This is a genomic window from Streptomyces sp. 2323.1 (genome assembly GCF_900221035.1).
In the GTDB taxonomy this organism is placed as follows: Bacteria; Actinomycetota; Actinomycetes; order Streptomycetales; family Streptomycetaceae; genus Streptomyces; species Streptomyces sioyaensis.
Map to the genome: position 1 here is coordinate 5,592,184 of NZ_LT907981.1, position 15,426 is coordinate 5,607,609.

The window sequence follows — 15,426 nt, forward strand, 5'->3', positions numbered from 1 at the left end:
GGGCGGCCCAACCGGGCGTTGTCTCGCCCTGGTGCACTAGTGTGATGCACCTCCAATTCCCTTACCGGGCCTACTGTTTGCGCCGTAAGCGCAGCCTGTTTACCGTGTCATCCATGTCGTTTACCTCGTACACATCGCCATCGCGGGCCGGCCGCCGGGAGTGGACCGCCCTGGGCGTCCTTCTGCTGCCCTGCCTTCTCGTCTCGATGGACGTCTCGGTGCTCTACTTCGCCGTGCCGTTCCTGACCGCCGAACTGGAGCCCAGCAGCGTCCAGCAACTGTGGATCCTGGACGTCTACGGCTTCGTACTGGCCGGCCTGCTGATCACCATGGGCGCCCTGGGCGACCGCATCGGCCGCCGCAAGCTGCTGCTGTCCGGCGCGCTCCTCTTCGGCCTCGCCTCCGGGCTCGCCGCCTATGCGCAGAGCGCCGAGATGCTCATCGCCGCACGGGCGTTGCTCGGCGTCGGCGGCGCGACCCTGATGCCGTCCACGCTCGCCCTGATCCGCAACCTCTTCCATGACGCCAAGCAGCGCGGCAAGGCGGTCGCGATCTGGTCGGCCGCGGTGACCGGCGGCATCGCGATCGGTCCGGTGCTCAGCGGGGTGCTCCTGGAGCACTTCTGGTGGGGGTCGGTGTTCTTGATGAACGCACCGGCGATGGTGCTGCTGCTGGTCTGCGGGCCGTTGCTGCTCCCGGAGTTCAAGAACCCGGCTGCCGGCCGCTTCGATCTGACCGGCTCGCTGCTGTCGCTGCTCGCGATGCTGCCGGCGGTCTACGGCATCAAGGAGATCGCCCGCGACGGCCTGGCGGTGCTGCCCGTCCTCGCCCTGGTCGCCGGCCTGCTGGCCGCCGCGGCCTTCGTCCACCGCCAGCGCACCGCCCGCCATCCGATGCTGGACCTGGCACTGTTCCGCAACCGCGGATTCAGCGTCTCGGTGCTGCTGAACCTGCTGGCTATGTTCGCCATCGTCGGCTGCGCGGTTTTCTTCACCCAATACCTGCAGTCCGTACGGGGGATGAGCCCCATGGAAGCGGCGCTGTGGAACCTGCTGCCCACCCTGGCGGTGGGCGGGATGGCGCCGGCGGCCACGGCGCTCGCCCAGCGGATCGACCGGGCCTGCATCATCGCCATGGGATTCGCCATCGCGGCCGGCGGCTTCGTCTGGCTGTCCTGGCTGGAGCCGGGCTCGGCCCTGTGGTTCGTCCTGGTCGGCTCGTCGGTCTACGCCTCCGGCCTGGTGATGGTGATGTCGCTCGGCAACGAAATGGCCATCGGCCTCGCACCGCCCGAGCGGGCCGGTTCCGCCTCGGCCGTACTGGAGTCCGGCACCGAACTGGGCGGCGCGCTGGGCATGGCCCTCCTGGGCAGCATCGGAAGCGCCGTCTACCGGAGCGGCATCGGCGACGCTCTGCCCGCCGGCCTTCCCCCGGCGGCGTCCGACGCGGCCCGCGAGACGCTGGCCGGCGCCCTCGCGGTGGCCGCCGAACTCCCGGGCCGGGCCGGCGAATCCCTGCTCACCGCGGCCCGTGCGGCGTTCACCGACGGGCTCCAGACGGCGGTGCTGGTCGCCGCGAGCGTGATGGCCTGCGCCGCGGTACTGGCGCTGACCCTGCTGCGGGGGGTTCGGGTGGGGGGAGTTGTGGGGGAGGCGGACCGCGGTGGGGAGGCGGTCGGCCGGATCGGGGCGGCGGGCGATGCCGGGGCCGTCGGCGGTTTGCGGGACGACGTGGTGACGGGTGGCGTGGAGCCGGTCGGTGGAGCGGGTGGCGGTGCCCGGTGAGTGGCCCTTAGGGCCTGTCGTTTGGATCAGGTTGGATCAGGGAGCGGGGTCTGGTGCGTGCAGCTGCAAGGCGGAGGATTGAGGCAACGCGGAGCGTTGCTGATTGACGACAACGCCGCAGATGCGCGTGCCAGGCCCCGCGAGCCCGACCTGATCCAAACGACAGGCCCTAGGTGACGGGGGCCTCCCCCCGCCCGGGACTCCGGTTCACTCCGGTGCGACGCCCAGCATCCGCTGGAGCAGCTCCTTGAGCAGCGTCCGCTCGGCGACCGTCAGCCGGCCGAGGGGCTCGCGCGCGAAGCTGAGTGACGTACGCAGCGCCTCGGCCGTGCGCGCGCCCTCGTCGGTCGGGGCGGCGAGCTTGACGCGGCGGTCGGCCGGATCGGGGCGGCGCTCGACCAGGCCGCGGGACTCCAGGCGGTCCACGATGCCGGTGATGTTCGACGGCTCGCACTTCAGGCACTGGGCGATCTTGCGCATCGGCAGCGGTTCGAGGGAGAGCAGCCTGAGCACCCGGGCCTGGGCGCCGGTGAGGGAGTGCTCGGCCGCGGCGTGCTCGTACTCCTCGTAGTAACGGGAGACGACGGTGCCGATGAGATCGACGACCTCGACGGTCAAGGTGTCTGCGCGCGGTGTCATGCACAGCAGGATACCCAATTGCTTGACAACATGAAATATCGAGGAGCATCATTGTTTCATCACCTGAAGCATTAGGAGGATCCGCGCTATGTCTGCACTGCCCACGACCGGTCGCGAATGGCACCTCGTCGCCCGCCCCCACGGCTGGCCCACCCCTGAGGACTTCGCACTGCGCGAGGCCGCGGTGCCCGAGGTCGGCGAGGGCCAGATCCTCGTCCGCACGAAGCACTTCTCCGTCGACCCGTACATGCGCGGCCGGATGAACGATGTGAAGTCCTACGTCCCGCCCTTCCAGCTCGACCAGCCGATGGACGGCGGCGCGGTCGGCGAGGTCATCGCCTCGCGCGATGACTCCTTGGCCGTCGGCGACCATGTGCTGCACGGCTCCGGCTGGCGCGAGTACGCGGTCCTGGACGCCAAGCGCGCCGCCAAGGTGGACCCGTCGCTGGCGCCGCTCACCGCCTACCTCGGCGTGCTCGGCATGCCGGGCCTGACCGCATACGCGGGGCTGCTGGAGGTCGCCTCCTTCAAGGAGGGTGACGCCGTCTTCGTGTCCGGTGCGGCCGGTGCCGTGGGCAGCGAGGTCGGCCAGATAGCCAAGCTCAAGGGCGCCTCCCGGGTCATCGGCTCGGCCGGCTCCGACGAGAAGGTCAAGCTGCTGGTCGAGGAGTACGGCTTCGACGCCGCCTTCAACTACAAGAACGGCGATGTCGGCAAGCAGCTCAAGGAGGCCGCGCCGGACGGCATCGACGTCTACTTCGACAATGTCGGCGGTGACCACCTCGAAGCGGCCATCAGCTCCCTCAACGTCCATGGCCGCGCCGCCATCTGCGGCATGATCTCGATGTACAACTCCACCGAGCCGACCCCGGCGCCGCGCAACCTCGCGATGGTGATCGGCAAGCGGCTGCGCCTGCAGGGCCTGCTGGTCAGCGATCACGCCGCGCTGCAGCCGCAGTTCGTCGAGGAGGTCTCCGCCTGGATCCGCTCCGGCGAGCTGAAGTACAGCGAGACCAAGGTGGCCGGCATCGAAAACGGCGTCGAGGCATTCCTGGGCCTGCTGCGCGGTGAGAACACCGGAAAGATGATCGTGAGCCTCAGCGACTGAGGGTTGGCCGGGCCGGCGCGGCCCGCAGCCCTGCAGTCCCGCCGGCGGGCCTCCGCGCCTCCGCGCCTCCGCGCCGGCGGGCCGGCGGGCTGCCGGGCTGCCAGGCTGTCGTGCCGCCGCACCGGCGGAGCCGGGGTGGCGGAGGCGGAAGCTGAGGTGGAGGCGCCGGGTTGCGGCGGGAGCGCTTGTTGAGGTGGGGGCGCCGGTTGAGGTGGGGCGGGGTGGGGAGGGGGAGGGGCGGGGAAGCCGTAGAAACCGTGCGCCTCTTTCCCTCCCTCCCACCCCGCACCCCGGCCCGTTAGGCTCGGCGGCACGCCGTCGCGATCCGTGGGCGCGAGTCGCGGCGAACCACAGGAGGATTCGGTATGTCCATCCAGACCGTCGACGTCGTCTACACCGCCGTCGCCACCGCTGAGAACGGCCGTGACGGCCGCGTCGCCAGCGACGACGGCAAGCTCGACGTGGTCGTCAACCCGCCCAAGGAGCAGGGCGGCAGCGGCGCCGGCACCAACCCGGAGCAGCTCTTCGCGGCCGGCTACAGCGCCTGCTTCCAGGGCGCGCTCAGCGTCGTCGCCCGCCGGGAGAACGTCGATGTCTCCGGCTCCCGGGTGACCGCCCAGGTCGGCATCGGCAAGACCCCCGACGGCGGCTTCGGCCTCACCGTCGAGATCTCCGCCAAGATCCCGAACGTCGACGCGGCCACCGCCCAGGACCTCGTGGAGAAGGCGCACCAGGTGTGCCCGTACTCCCGCGCCACCCGCGGCAACATCGAGGTCAAGCTGACCGTCGCCTGACAGCCGGCGCCGCCCGGCGATGCCACACCAGGGGCCGCATCCCGCTATGGGGTGCGGCCTCCTCGGGTTGGTGTCGGGTTCGGGGGTGGGTTCTCGCGTACGTACTGGGGTGGCGAGGTCGGCCACGGCGCAGTGGGCGGCGAGGCATGGCCGCCCTGGAGTGCGTGCCTGGTTCCGGTCGGAGATTCGTCAACTCGCGCTATTCTTGCGGGGCTTCACCGCGTTCCTCCCCACAGCTCCGCCGGCGGCCGGCCGGTGGGGGCCCTGGCCTCCGGGGCCTGTCCGGAGGAGCGAGGAGGAGCGATGGACGATCAGGACACGGAGCAGGAGAGCGACCGGTGGGCGCCGTCTGACAGATGGCAGGTCGTCATCGGCGTGCTGGGCCTGTTTGTGGCGATCGTCGCGTGTGTGGGGCAGTTCACCCGCTGAGTGCCGGGTCGCCCCAGAGGGTCCGGACACGGCCGGTGCCCGCCGTCGGGGCGGGGCGGTCAACGGGGGAGTGCCCGGGCTCGGCAGGTCCTGCAGCGCTCCCGGCCCAGTACGCCACGGGCACCCTCTGATGTGACACAGGCAACACGGAAGCCGTCTTGACGCACCCGTCATGTAATCGATTTCGTAGGCCCTCGCGCATTCCTACGAAATCGATTACATCCCGATCATGCGAAGCCGGTCCCTGGGCCGGTGAGCGATCGCACGGACAGAATGGCAACGGCGCCATGGCGAACATCAAGGATGTGGCAGAGCGGGCAGGGGTCTCCGTCGCCACGGTCTCCCGGGTCCTCAACGGCCGCAGCCCGGTTGCCGAGACCCGCGAGCGGGTGCTCGCCGCCGTAGAGGAGCTGGGCTACCGCCCCAACAACGTCGCCCGCGCACTGCGCACCGCACGGACCGGCGCGCTCGGCCTGATCATCAGCGATCTCACCAACCCGTTCTTCACCGAGCTGGCCGACGCCGTCGAGGACGAGGCCCGCAGCCTCGGCTACAGCCTGGTCATCGGCAACGCCGGCGAGCGCCCCGCGCAGCAGGACGACTACATCCGCACCCTGCTCGACCGCCGGATCGACGGCCTGCTGGTCAGCTCCGCGGGCACCGGCTCGGCGATGCTCAGCGAGGTCGTCGCCTCCGGCACCCCGCTGGTCCTGCTGGACCGCTCGGTGCCCGGCATCGACGCTCCCTGCGTACGCGCCGACGGCCGCACCGCGCTCACCGAGCTCGCCGGCCATCTCGCCGCCCTCGGCCGCTGCCGTCCCGCGATCATCGTCGCGCCGGCCGGCACCCCGACCGGCGAGGAGCGGCTCGAACTCTTCCGCGCCGCGCTGGCCGAACACGGCCTCGCGCTGCCCGATGAGCGGGTCGGCAGCACCCCTGACCTCCAGCACACCGGCGGCCGGCGGGTGATGAGTGCTTTCCTCGACCTTGCCGAGCCGCCGGACGCGGTGCTGGCCACGGACAACCTGATGGCGCTGGGCGCGATGGACGAACTGCGCGCGCGTGGGCTGCGGGTCCCGGACGACGTGGCGCTGGTGGTCTACGACGACGTGCCGTGGTTCACCCACACCGATCCGCCGCTGACCGCCATCGCCCAGCCCACCCGCGAACTGGGCCGGGCCGCCGTGCACACCCTGCTGGCCCGGATCGAGGGACAGCCCGCCGATTCGGTACTACTGCCGGCCCGGCTGGTCACCCGTCGCTCCTGCGGCGAGCCGCCCAGCCCCTGAGCCGAGCCGGTGCGCTGCCGGGCCCCACGATCCGGGACCGGCCACGCACGCGACCTGTAGGCAACGACAGCCCAGCCACCCGTAGCCAACGACCAGTCCAGTCACCCGAAGTCAACGACCAGTCCAGTCACCCGAAGTCAACGACCGGTCCAGGCACCCAAAGCCAACACCCCAGGCCAACCACCCCACGCCGGCCCCCGCATCAAGCCCCCACCAACCCATGGCCCACCCCCCACCACACCAAGCAAGCCACCCAGGAAGAGAGGTGCAGCGCATGACCGGCGTCAATGACGACGTACCGGGCGGCCGCCAACTGCTGCGCGTGGAGGGGGTGACGAAGTCGTTCCCGGGCGTGCGCGCGCTGGACGGCGTGGACCTGACCCTGCGCGCCGGTGAGGTGCATGTCCTGCTCGGCGAGAACGGCGCGGGCAAGAGCACCCTCATCAAGATGCTCTCCGGCGCCCACCGCCCCGACGCGGGCCGCATCCTCGCGGCCACCGGGCAGGCCACCGGGCAGGGCAGCGGGCAAGACGGCGGGCAGGCGACCGGGCAGGCCGGCGGGCAAGGCACCGGGCGGGACGGCACGCGCGTGGGCCTGCGCGATGGTGTGCACGACGGCCTGCAAGAGGTACACATCCGCTCCGCGCAGGACGCCGAGCGGCTCGGCATCGCCACCATCTACCAGGAGTTCAACCTCGTCCCGGGGATGACCGTCGCCGAGAACATCTTCCTGGGCCGCCAGCCGCGCACCCGGCTCGGGCTGGTCGACAGGAGGACGATGCGGGCGCGCGCCGCCGAGCTGCTGCGCCGCGTCCGGCTGGACGTGTCCCCGGACACCCCGGTCTCCGAACTGGGCATCGCCCGCCTCCAGATGGTCGAGATTGCCAAGGCGCTCAGCCTGGACGCCCGTGTTCTGATCATGGACGAGCCGACCGCGGTGCTGACCTCCGAGGAGGTCGAGACCCTCTTCGAGATCGTCCGTGAGCTGCGCGCCGCCGGCGTCGGCATCATCTTCATCACCCACCACCTGGAGGAGATCGGCGTCCTCGGCGACCGGGTCACCGTCCTGCGCGACGGCCGCTCGGTGCAGGAGGTGCCGGCCGCCACCGATCAGGACGAGCTGATCCGGCTGATGGTGGGCCGGGACATCGCCGAGCAGTACCCGAGGCAGCGCCCGGACGAGCCCGGCGCGCCCCTGCTGCGGGTCCGCGGGCTGACCCGGCACGGCGCCGCGGCCGGGCCGGTCTTCGAGGGCATCGACTTCGAGGTGCGGGCCGGTGAGGTCGTGGGCCTGGCCGGGCTGGTCGGCGCGGGCCGGACCGAGGTCGTACGGGCGATCTTCGGCGTGGACCGCTACGACGCCGGCACGGTCGAGATCGACGGCAAGGAGCTGGCCCGCGGCGATGTACGCGCCGCGATGCGCGCCGGGCTCGGCCTCGTACCGGAGGACCGCAAGGGCCAGGGCCTGGTCCTCGATGCGTCCCTCCAGGACAACCTCACCCTCGCCCGGCTCGACCGCGACACCCGCGGCGGGCTGGTGGACCGGGGCACCCAGCGGCGCGAAGCGGCCGCCGTCGCCGAGCGGTTGCAGGTCCGGATGAGCGGTCTGGGGCAGCATGCGCGCACACTCTCCGGCGGCAACCAGCAGAAGATCGTCATCGGCAAATGGCTGCTGACGGACGCCAGGCTGCTGATCCTCGACGAGCCGACCCGCGGTATCGACGTCGGCGCGAAGGTCGAGATCTACCAGCTCATCAATGAACTGACGGCGTCCGGCCGGGCGGTGCTGATGATCTCCAGTGATCTGCCCGAGGTGCTCGGTATGAGCGACCGGGTGCTGGTGATGTCACAGGGCCGGCTGGCCGGTGAGCTGCCGGTCGAAGCGGCCACGCAGGACGCCGTGATGGAGCTGGCGCTCCAGGCGCCGGATCACCCGAGCACGAAGCACAACGACGAGAGCGCGATGGAGGGCTCCGATGTCCACTGAGGTGAAGACAGGAGCCGCCGCCGAGGCGGTGGGACGGGCACCGGACCGGGACGGCCTGGCGAACTGGCTGAACCGGGCGGTCCTCAGGAACGGTCCGCTCGGCGGTCTGCTCGCGCTGGTCGTGGTGATGGCCGTGCTGTCCAGGGACTTCCTCAACGGGCAGAACCTGCTCAATGTCGGCGTCCAGGCGTCGGTCACCGCGATCCTCGCGTTCGGCGTCACCTTCGTGATCGTCTCGGCCGGTATCGATCTGTCGGTCGGGTCGGTCGCCGCGCTCTCCGCCACGGTGGTGGCCTGGGCGGCCACCGGCGAGGGCCTGCCGGTCTGGATGGCCGTGCTCCTCGGCCTGGCGGTCGGTGCGGCCTCCGGTCTGGTCTCCGGGGCGCTGGTCGCGTACGGCAAACTGCCCGCCTTCATCGCGACGTTGGCGATGCTCTCGGTCGGGCGGGGCCTGGCCCTGGTCATCTCCGGAGGTTCGCCGATCGCCTTCCCCGGTGCGGTCGCCGCGCTCGGTGACACCCTCGGCGGCTGGCTGCCGGTGCCGGTCCTCGTCATGATTGCGATGGGGCTGATTGCCGCACTGATCCTGGCCCGTACGTACTCCGGCCGTGCGATGTTCGCGATCGGCGGCAACGAGGAGGCGGCCCGGCTCTCCGGTATCCACGTCAAGCGCCGCAAGCTCGTGATCTATGCGCTGTCCGGCCTGTTCGCGGCGGTCGCCGGCATCGTGCTCGCGGCCCGGCTCACCTCCGCCCAGCCGCAGGCGGCCACCGGCTATGAGCTGGACGCCATCGCCGCCGTGGTGATCGGCGGGGCCAGCCTCTCCGGCGGCTCCGGCAAGGCTTCCGGCACGCTGATCGGCGCCCTGATCCTGGCCGTCCTGCGCAACGGGCTCAATCTGCTGAGCGTCTCGGCGTTCTGGCAGCAGGTGGCCACCGGGCTGGTCATCGCGCTGGCGGTGCTCCTGGACACGCTGCGCCGCCGGAGCGCGCGATGAGGGCGGGGAGGACGGCGCGGACGACGGCGGCCCGGATGAACTCCCTTACGGGCGCACGGCCCACGGCCCGTACGGATGCCCGGCTCTCGGCCCGTACGACGGCGCGTACGTCGGTGTCGCTGGTGGCCGCGCTGGCCGCGGTCGCCGCCCTGGCTCTGACCGGCTGCGACCGCGGGGGCAACACCGACCTGGGGCTGGCGCTGTCCACGATGAACAACCCGTTCTTCGTCGGCATCAAGGAGGGCGCCCAGGCCGAGGCGGACGCCCGCGGTCTGCACCTCAACATCACCGACGCCCAGAACGACCCCACCCAGCAGATCAACCAGATGGAGACGTTCACCAGCCAGAACGTCAAGGCGGCCATCATCAACCCGGTCGACTCCGACGCCGCCGTCCCGGCCGTCGGCGTCGCCAACCGGGCGAAGGTGCCGGTGATCTCCATCGACCGCGGCGTCAACGGCGGCACGGTCGGCTCGACCATCGCCTCCGACAACGTCGCGGGCGGCCGGCTCGCCGCGAAGACGCTGGCCGACTCGCTCGGCGGCAAGGGGAAGGTGGCCTTCCTGGAGGGCCAGGCCGGTACCTCCGCCGCCCGGGAGCGCAGCCAGGGTTTCGAGGAAGGCATCAAGAAGTACCCCGGGATCCAGGTCGTAGCCCGGCAGCCCGCGGACTTCGACCGCACCAAGGGCATGGACGTGATGTCCAACATGCTCCAGGCGCACCACGACATCGGCGGGGTGTTCGCCGCCAACGACGAGATGGCGCTGGGTGCGTCCAAGGCGCTGGGCGGCCGCTCCGGCAAGGACGTCAAGGTGGTGGCGTTCGACGGCACTCCGGACGGCGTCAAGGCGGTCCGCGCCGGCGCGCTGACCGCGACCGTCGCCCAGCAGCCCGAACTCCTCGGCAAACAGGCCGTGGACTGGGCGCTGAAGGCCGCCCGCGGTGAGAAGCTGCCGCGGTCGGTCAGGGTGCCGGTGGTGCTGGTGACGGGGAAGAACGCCGCGAAGTTCGGCGGCTGAGCCCGCGGCCCGGCGGCGGGCGGCCGAGACCGACAGAGGCGGGTCGCCGACAACGACAGAGGAGAAGAAGTGGGAGAGCGGTGCATGTATGACGTCCTGGTGGTCGGCTCGGCCAACGCGGATCTGACGGTACGGGTCGAGCGGCGGCCCGGCGCGGGGGAGACCGTGCTCGGTACGGACCTGGTCGAATCGGCCGGGGGGAAGGGCGCCAACCAGGCGGCCGCCGCGGCCCGGATCGGCGGGCGCACCGCACTGCTGGCGCGGGTCGGCGGCGATGCCTTCGGCGAGATGCTGCTGGCCGCGCAGCGCGCGGCGGGCACCGATGTCGCCCCCGTCATCGTGGACGACGCGGCCCGCAGCGGCACCGCGATGATCATCGTCGACCCGGACGGCGACAACAGCATCGTGGTCTCGCCCGGCGCCAATGCCGCCCTCTCCCCGGCGGACGTGGCCGCCGCACAGGAGACCATCGCCGCCGCCTCGGTGGTCTCCCTCCAGCTGGAGATCCCCATGGAGTCGGTACGGGCCGCCGCCGTGGCCGCGGAGCGGGCCGGCACCCGCGTCGTCCTCAACCCTTCACCGGCGCCCGAGACGGCCCTCGCCCCCGAACTCCTGGCAGTGGCCGACCCGTTGGTCGTCAACGAGCACGAGGCGCGGCAGCTGTCCGGGCGCGCCGACGGCAGCCCCGCCGAGTGGGCGCAGGCGCTCCGTGAGCAGGGCGCCCGCTCCGTCGTGGTCACCCTCGGCGGCGACGGTGCGCTGGTCCTGGACGCCTCGGGCAGCGAGGACATCCCCGGGGTACGGGTCAAGGCGGTGGACACCACCGGCGCCGGCGACGCCTTCACCGGTGCCCTCGCCACCCGCCTGGCCCGCGGCGACGCCCTCCCCGAGGCGGCCCGCTTCGCCGTACGCGTCGGCGCCGCCGCCGTCACCAAGCCGGGCGCCCAGCCGTCCTATCCGACCCTGGCGGAGCTGGCGGCGACGGTGCCCGAGGAGGCGTCGCAGGGGTGACACCGGTGCGGGGCCGGCGGCCGTACCGGCGCCGGCCCGGCGGAACCTCCTTCCCCGTCCAACTCACTCAGTCGTACCCGGGCGGCGCCGCCCCGGCCGGGTCTCACTCCCCGTCCAGCTCCATCGGCCCGTACAGCGCATGGTCCGCGCCCGTCGCCAGTGCCCAGTAGCGGTCGCCGTAGGACCAGTGCCACCACTCCGTCGGGTAGTTGACCAGGCGCGCTGCGGTGAGGGCGGCGGTCAGTACCCGGCGGTGGGTGCGGGCGGCCGGGGGCAGGTCCGGTGCGCCCGTGTAGCAGGCGCCGTTGCTCTCCTCGGGGGAGGCATTGATCGGTGTCCCCATGTCGACCTCGTCGCCGTCCGTGGTGACCAGGGTGAGATCCACCGCCCCGCCCGCACTGTGCGGGGCTATCTCAGGGGGCGACACATACCGGCTGGCGTCCTGGTGGAGGCGCTGCTCCTGCCGTTCCGGGAAGGCGGCGCGCAGTTCCTCCACGTACTCCTCGAAGTAGCGGCGCTGCAGTGCCGGAGGACGGTAGCCCTCGACTATCTGCAGCCGCAGCCCGTCCGGCAGCAACTCCTGGGCCGCCAGCAGCCGTTGCAGCACGCCCTGGCGCAGGTGCGCGAAGTCCCCCCGGGTGTCGTGCCGGTCCTTGGCCACCAGCAGCGCGGGCGCCGCGGTCCGGATGTCCACCAGCGGCTCGCCGCACTCCTTGACGGGTATCGCGGCGATCGCCGGGTCCGCCATCAGCGTGATGCGGTCGCGGACATCGCTCAGCACCAGCTCCGCACCGTCGCCCGGGGCCGGACCGCTCCACTCCGCGGCCGCCGCCACCCGCTCGCCGGTCGGCAGCCAGCCGCCGCTGAGGCCGCACGCCGGGCCGCAGCTGCCGATGCCGGTGCCGTTGGCCAGCAGCACCTGCAGCCCGCTGTCCCGCGCCAGCTCCGCATACCGCTCCACGCGCTCCGCCGAGTCGTGGAAGGCGCTGGCCAGATACACCCCGCAGCCGTCCGCCGCGGCCCGCGCCGGCACCTCGGGGAAGCTGCTGTCCAGGCAGGTGGCGAGCGCGAACCGGACCCCGCCCAGCATGAAGCGGCCGTCCGCGCCGCCCGGTGTGAAGAGCTTGCGCTCCTCCCCGGACAGATGGCGCTTGTCGTAGCGGGTGAGCAGCGCACCGTCCGGCCCCAGGACGAACGAGGAGATGGTCGGTCCGGCCGCGCCCTCGCGGGCCCGGCCCGCCGCATTCACCACCGCCGCGATCCCGGCCGTCCGGCAGGCCTCGCGTACGGGCGCCAGCCGGGCGTCCTCCTCGGTGACCGTCATCCCCACCGGATCGGCAGCTATCAGGCGCAGGTCGTAGTGCGTCAGCGCGAGTTCGGAGAACGCCACCAGACCGGCGCCGCGGTCGGCGGCCTCGCCGACGAGCGCGGCCATCCGAGCGGCATTGGCCTCGATGTCGCCCGGGACGGAGGGGAATTGTGCGGCAGCAATGATCATTCGTCCATGATGCCCGGCGACGGCGCGGAGCGGGCGGGCCTGTGGATAACCGGCCCGCCCGCGCCCTTCGCGGCTATCTGCGCGCGGCCCCGGACGCCGCCACCGTCAGGATCGCCCGCACCTGCCCGGTGATCGCGATCCGATTGCGGACGAAGTCCGGGTCGGTGACCGGCCCGGACGGGTCCGTGTTGGCGGCGCCGAACTCCAGCACCGGGGTGTGCAGATGCCCGCCCGGCAGCTCCGGCCGCACCGCGTCCCGCAGCAGCGTCGCCCGGTAGGCGATCTCGTTGGACAGGTAGTCCCCGCCGCCGCCCGCACGGGCCGTGGACCCCGCGGTCGGCCCGTCCGGCCGCTCCACGGGCGTGGTGCCGCCCGCCGGGATCTCCGTGACGGCGGTGTGGTCGACCACCGGATACGGACCCGTGCCGGCCGCCACGATCCGTGCGTACGGCAGGCTGGTGACCGTCCACTGCGGCTGCGGCAGTACGGTCGGCACCCCCGCCGGAATCGGCACGGTCCCGGTGCGCTCTGCTTGCGCATTGTCCGGATAGCCGCCCCGCCAGGCCCCGTTGGTCCGCTCGACGTCGAACCGCCCGGGCCGTCCCTGGCTGATCGTGGTGAACAGATCGGCCTGCCGCGGCCCGCTGCGGAAGTGCGGCAGCAGGGTGCGCTCCACCGTGCCCTGCGCGAAGTCGGCCCAGCGCACTGGGAAGACCGCGGTCTCGATCCGGGCCGGTTCACCCGAGGCGGTCCGTACGGTGGTCCCGTCCAGGGCCAGCGCCGCCGCCCCCGACGGATTGCTCCGGCGGGCGTCGTCGTCCAGCTGGAAGGGGTCGAATCCGGTCACCACGATCCGCAGCACGTGCGGTCCGGCCGGCAGGTCGATCGAGTCCTGTCCGCGCGAGCCCCGCTCCAGCGCGTCGAGGAGAGCGGCGCGCCGGGCCCCCGACAGCGGGAAGTCCGGCCGCCACGCCCGCAGTTGGCTGGTCATCCCCAGCCGCGCCCAGTACAGCGGCCGGTCGTCGTCCCGGCTCAGATCGCCGCCGTCCGGCCCGCGTCCCTGCGCCCGGTCCACGGCCCGCCGCCACAGCGCCCGCCCCTCGTCCGCGACATAGCGCCTGGCCTCCGGGTACGTCGTCACCCGCGCCAGCCCGGCCCCGAACTCCCCCGCCCAGGCGTCGAATCCGCTGCGCCGCAGGATCTCCTGCGGCGCGGCCTGTGTCAGCCGGCCCTCCTCGACCGTGCTGTCCGGCGCGGTGGCCGCGCGGGCCGGTGCCGTCAGCGACAGCGGGACGGCGGCCAGCAGCGCGACACCGAGCGCGCCCATCCTGGTACGTATGCGTCTCATGGGGGTGAGTAAAGCGGTGCCCGGGGCGGGGCGGTAGAGGCCCTCGGTGCGCGACGGCCGGAAGCGGCGCGGCTCCGTCGGCCCCGTTCCGGCCCGCCGCCGGCCCGATCGGGTGACTCAAGGCGGTGTGGGCGCGGGTGTCTCGGCCCTTGGGGAGCAGGCGGATAGGTTGAGCGGGATCCGGGCGCTCGAAGCGGTGCCGACGAGGCCGGATCTCCGGCCCTCGCAGTCCCGTCGCAGCAGGAGGGTGAAACCACCGGCATGGACGTTCTCTTCCTCACGAGCGTGGCGGTGGTCGTCGCCGACCCGCCGCTGAGCCGCAAGCTGTTCATCGAGGTTCTTGGTCTCCCCCTGGAGGGGGAAGGCAACGGCTACTACTCCAGCGGGAGCGTCCCCGGCAGCAAGCACTTCGGCCTGTGGCCGCTCTCGCAGGCAGCCCAGGCATGCTTCGGCACGGCTCAGTGGCCCGCCGACCGGGTGGTCCCGCAGGCATCGATCGAGTTCGAGGTGGCGAACGCGGAAGCCGTCACAGCCGCCGGCGCCGAGCTTCAACGCGCGGGCTTCGAGCTGGTGCACCAGGCCCGCACCGAGCCGTGGGGCCAGACGGTGACCAGACTTCTCACCGCGGAGGGGTTGATCGTCGGGATCTCCTACGCCCCGTCCTTGCACGACGTGCAGGACGACCAGCACCCCGGGTGAGCCCGGCCCGAGACCGGTGAAGGCGACGCAGGTCCCTGGCGTGCTCCTTGCCAGGGACAGCCCCACTAGCTACCGGGCCCGTCACCCTCTTCCCCACCCGGCCCGTCAGCCTGCTTGCCACCCCGCCCGCCGGGGCCCTGTTCCCCACTCGCTCCACCGCCCAGCTCCTCCCCACACCCGATCAGCGCAAGGAAGTCCCGGAACGCAGCCGGCATGTCCACCTCCTGCGGATCCAGCAGCCATTGCAGCTGGAGGCCGTCCATCACGGCGACCAGCAGCGGCGCCGCCCGTTCGGGCGTCAGGCCGCCGGGGAGGGTGTCGCCGCACTCCGCCCGCAGCGCCTCGGCCAGGTAGGCGCGTACGGCGTGGAACCGGGATTCGAAGAAGGCGCGGGCGGGGTGGTCCTCGGTGACGCTGTCGGCGGACAGCACGGTGTAGGTACGGACGATGCCGGGGCGGGTGGCGTTGTAGTCGACGAGCGCGGCCAGGGTGCCGGTGCGCCGGCTGCCGGACGCCGCGGCGGCCGAGGCCAGGTCCCAGCGGTCGCGCGCCTCCAGCACGCCGACCAGCAGCAGTTCCTTCGTCGGGAAGTGGTGCAGCAGCCCCTGCTGGGTGAGTCCGGCGCGCTCGGCGACGGCGGCGAGCGAGGTGCGGCGGTAGCCGCGTTCCGCGATGAGCTCCATCGCGGCCTGCAGGATGGCCTCCCGCCGCTCCGCGCGACGGGCCTCCCGGCCGCCGCCACCGGTCCGTATCGCGCCCGGTCCGCCGTCCCGGGAGCCGTCCTGATGTCGTGCAGTCACCGGCCGAGCGTATCCCTCGCGTGG

The 15,426-nt window shown here is 72.4% G+C and carries 12 protein-coding genes and 1 pseudogene; 9 read left to right on the forward strand and 4 right to left on the reverse strand.

Going from position 1 to position 15,426, the window contains the following annotated elements; translation table 11 throughout:
- The first annotated feature begins 113 nt into the window (after positions 1-113).
- On the forward strand, positions 114-1,784 hold the full coding sequence (locus tag CPH93_RS24045) for an MFS transporter (protein ID WP_096214037.1): 1,671 nt from the start codon (positions 114-116) through the stop codon (positions 1,782-1,784).
- Positions 1,785-1,991: 207 nt separating this feature from the next.
- Here CPH93_RS24045 and CPH93_RS24050 read toward each other — a convergent pair whose 3' ends face one another.
- Positions 1,992-2,423 carry a MarR family winged helix-turn-helix transcriptional regulator gene (locus tag CPH93_RS24050; protein ID WP_093488641.1) on the reverse strand — a complete coding sequence of 144 codons (432 nt, stop codon included), beginning with the start codon at positions 2,421-2,423 and terminating at the stop codon, positions 1,992-1,994.
- An 88-nt stretch (positions 2,424-2,511) separates the two neighbouring features.
- Here CPH93_RS24050 and CPH93_RS24055 point away from each other — a divergent pair, with 88 nt between their 5' ends.
- From CPH93_RS24055 to CPH93_RS24085, 7 genes and pseudogenes are all read left to right on the forward strand, one after another.
- Positions 2,512-3,531: an NADP-dependent oxidoreductase gene (locus CPH93_RS24055; protein ID WP_096214038.1), complete on the forward strand. Its 1,020-nt coding sequence runs from the start codon at positions 2,512-2,514 to the stop codon at positions 3,529-3,531.
- A 365-nt stretch (positions 3,532-3,896) separates the two neighbouring features.
- Entirely contained in the window at positions 3,897-4,325 is a 429-nt protein-coding gene (locus tag CPH93_RS24060; protein ID WP_093483015.1) for an organic hydroperoxide resistance protein, read from the forward strand.
- A gap of 303 nt (positions 4,326-4,628) precedes the next feature.
- A complete protein-coding gene (locus tag CPH93_RS37320) occupies positions 4,629-4,754 on the forward strand; it encodes a hypothetical protein (protein WP_256331947.1) in 126 nt (41 codons plus the stop codon).
- A 287-nt stretch (positions 4,755-5,041) separates the two neighbouring features.
- Entirely contained in the window at positions 5,042-6,043 is a 1,002-nt protein-coding gene (locus CPH93_RS24065) for a LacI family DNA-binding transcriptional regulator (protein ID WP_096214039.1), read from the forward strand.
- Between the two features lie 274 nt (positions 6,044-6,317).
- Positions 6,318-8,030 (forward strand): sugar ABC transporter ATP-binding protein, encoded by a 1,713-nt coding sequence (locus CPH93_RS24070; RefSeq protein ID WP_096215569.1) that lies wholly within the window; start codon positions 6,318-6,320, stop codon positions 8,028-8,030.
- Positions 8,031-8,157: 127 nt separating this feature from the next.
- Positions 8,158-10,046: pseudogene (locus CPH93_RS37625) on the forward strand (ABC transporter permease/substrate-binding protein).
- 84 nt (positions 10,047-10,130) lie between these two features.
- Complete coding sequence (locus CPH93_RS24085) at positions 10,131-11,057, forward strand: ribokinase (protein ID WP_096214041.1); 927 nt, start codon at positions 10,131-10,133, stop codon at positions 11,055-11,057.
- A 103-nt stretch (positions 11,058-11,160) separates the two neighbouring features.
- On the opposite strand, the gene CPH93_RS24090 is transcribed toward CPH93_RS24085, so the two are convergent.
- Both CPH93_RS24090 and CPH93_RS24095 read right to left on the reverse strand, forming a co-directional pair.
- Positions 11,161-12,555, reverse strand: a complete 1,395-nt coding sequence (locus CPH93_RS24090) for a nitrilase-related carbon-nitrogen hydrolase (RefSeq protein ID WP_096214042.1) — start codon at positions 12,553-12,555, stop codon at positions 11,161-11,163.
- A 73-nt stretch (positions 12,556-12,628) separates the two neighbouring features.
- The gene (locus tag CPH93_RS24095; RefSeq protein ID WP_096214043.1) at positions 12,629-13,903 is read right to left on the reverse strand and encodes a pyroglutamyl peptidase; all 1,275 of its coding nucleotides are present in this window, start codon (positions 13,901-13,903) and stop codon (positions 12,629-12,631) included.
- A gap of 261 nt (positions 13,904-14,164) precedes the next feature.
- Between CPH93_RS24095 and CPH93_RS24100 the strand changes: the two genes are divergently transcribed.
- Complete coding sequence (locus tag CPH93_RS24100) at positions 14,165-14,602, forward strand: VOC family protein (RefSeq protein WP_096214044.1); 438 nt, start codon at positions 14,165-14,167, stop codon at positions 14,600-14,602.
- Between the two features lie 65 nt (positions 14,603-14,667).
- On the opposite strand, the gene CPH93_RS24105 is transcribed toward CPH93_RS24100, so the two are convergent.
- Positions 14,668-15,354, reverse strand: a complete 687-nt coding sequence (locus tag CPH93_RS24105) for a TetR/AcrR family transcriptional regulator (protein ID WP_267895756.1) — start codon at positions 15,352-15,354, stop codon at positions 14,668-14,670.
- Positions 15,355-15,426: the final 72 nt, after the last annotated feature.

What these genes read in the sequence shown, in the direction of transcription:
- CPH93_RS24045 (WP_096214037.1), top strand. Translation starts at nt 114, where the DNA reads ATGTCGTTTACCTCGTACACATCGCCATCGCGGGCCGGCCGCCGGGAG.
- CPH93_RS24050 (WP_093488641.1), bottom strand. Translation starts at nt 2,423, where the DNA reads ATGACACCGCGCGCAGACACCTTGACCGTCGAGGTCGTCGATCTCATC.
- CPH93_RS24055 (WP_096214038.1), top strand. Translation starts at nt 2,512, where the DNA reads ATGTCTGCACTGCCCACGACCGGTCGCGAATGGCACCTCGTCGCCCGC.
- CPH93_RS24060 (WP_093483015.1), top strand. Translation starts at nt 3,897, where the DNA reads ATGTCCATCCAGACCGTCGACGTCGTCTACACCGCCGTCGCCACCGCT.
- CPH93_RS37320 (WP_256331947.1), top strand. Translation starts at nt 4,629, where the DNA reads ATGGACGATCAGGACACGGAGCAGGAGAGCGACCGGTGGGCGCCGTCT.
- CPH93_RS24065 (WP_096214039.1), top strand. Translation starts at nt 5,042, where the DNA reads ATGGCGAACATCAAGGATGTGGCAGAGCGGGCAGGGGTCTCCGTCGCC.
- CPH93_RS24070 (WP_096215569.1), top strand. Translation starts at nt 6,318, where the DNA reads ATGACCGGCGTCAATGACGACGTACCGGGCGGCCGCCAACTGCTGCGC.
- CPH93_RS24085 (WP_096214041.1), top strand. Translation starts at nt 10,131, where the DNA reads ATGTATGACGTCCTGGTGGTCGGCTCGGCCAACGCGGATCTGACGGTA.
- CPH93_RS24090 (WP_096214042.1), bottom strand. Translation starts at nt 12,555, where the DNA reads ATGATCATTGCTGCCGCACAATTCCCCTCCGTCCCGGGCGACATCGAG.
- CPH93_RS24095 (WP_096214043.1), bottom strand. Translation starts at nt 13,903, where the DNA reads ATGAGACGCATACGTACCAGGATGGGCGCGCTCGGTGTCGCGCTGCTG.
- CPH93_RS24100 (WP_096214044.1), top strand. Translation starts at nt 14,165, where the DNA reads ATGGACGTTCTCTTCCTCACGAGCGTGGCGGTGGTCGTCGCCGACCCG.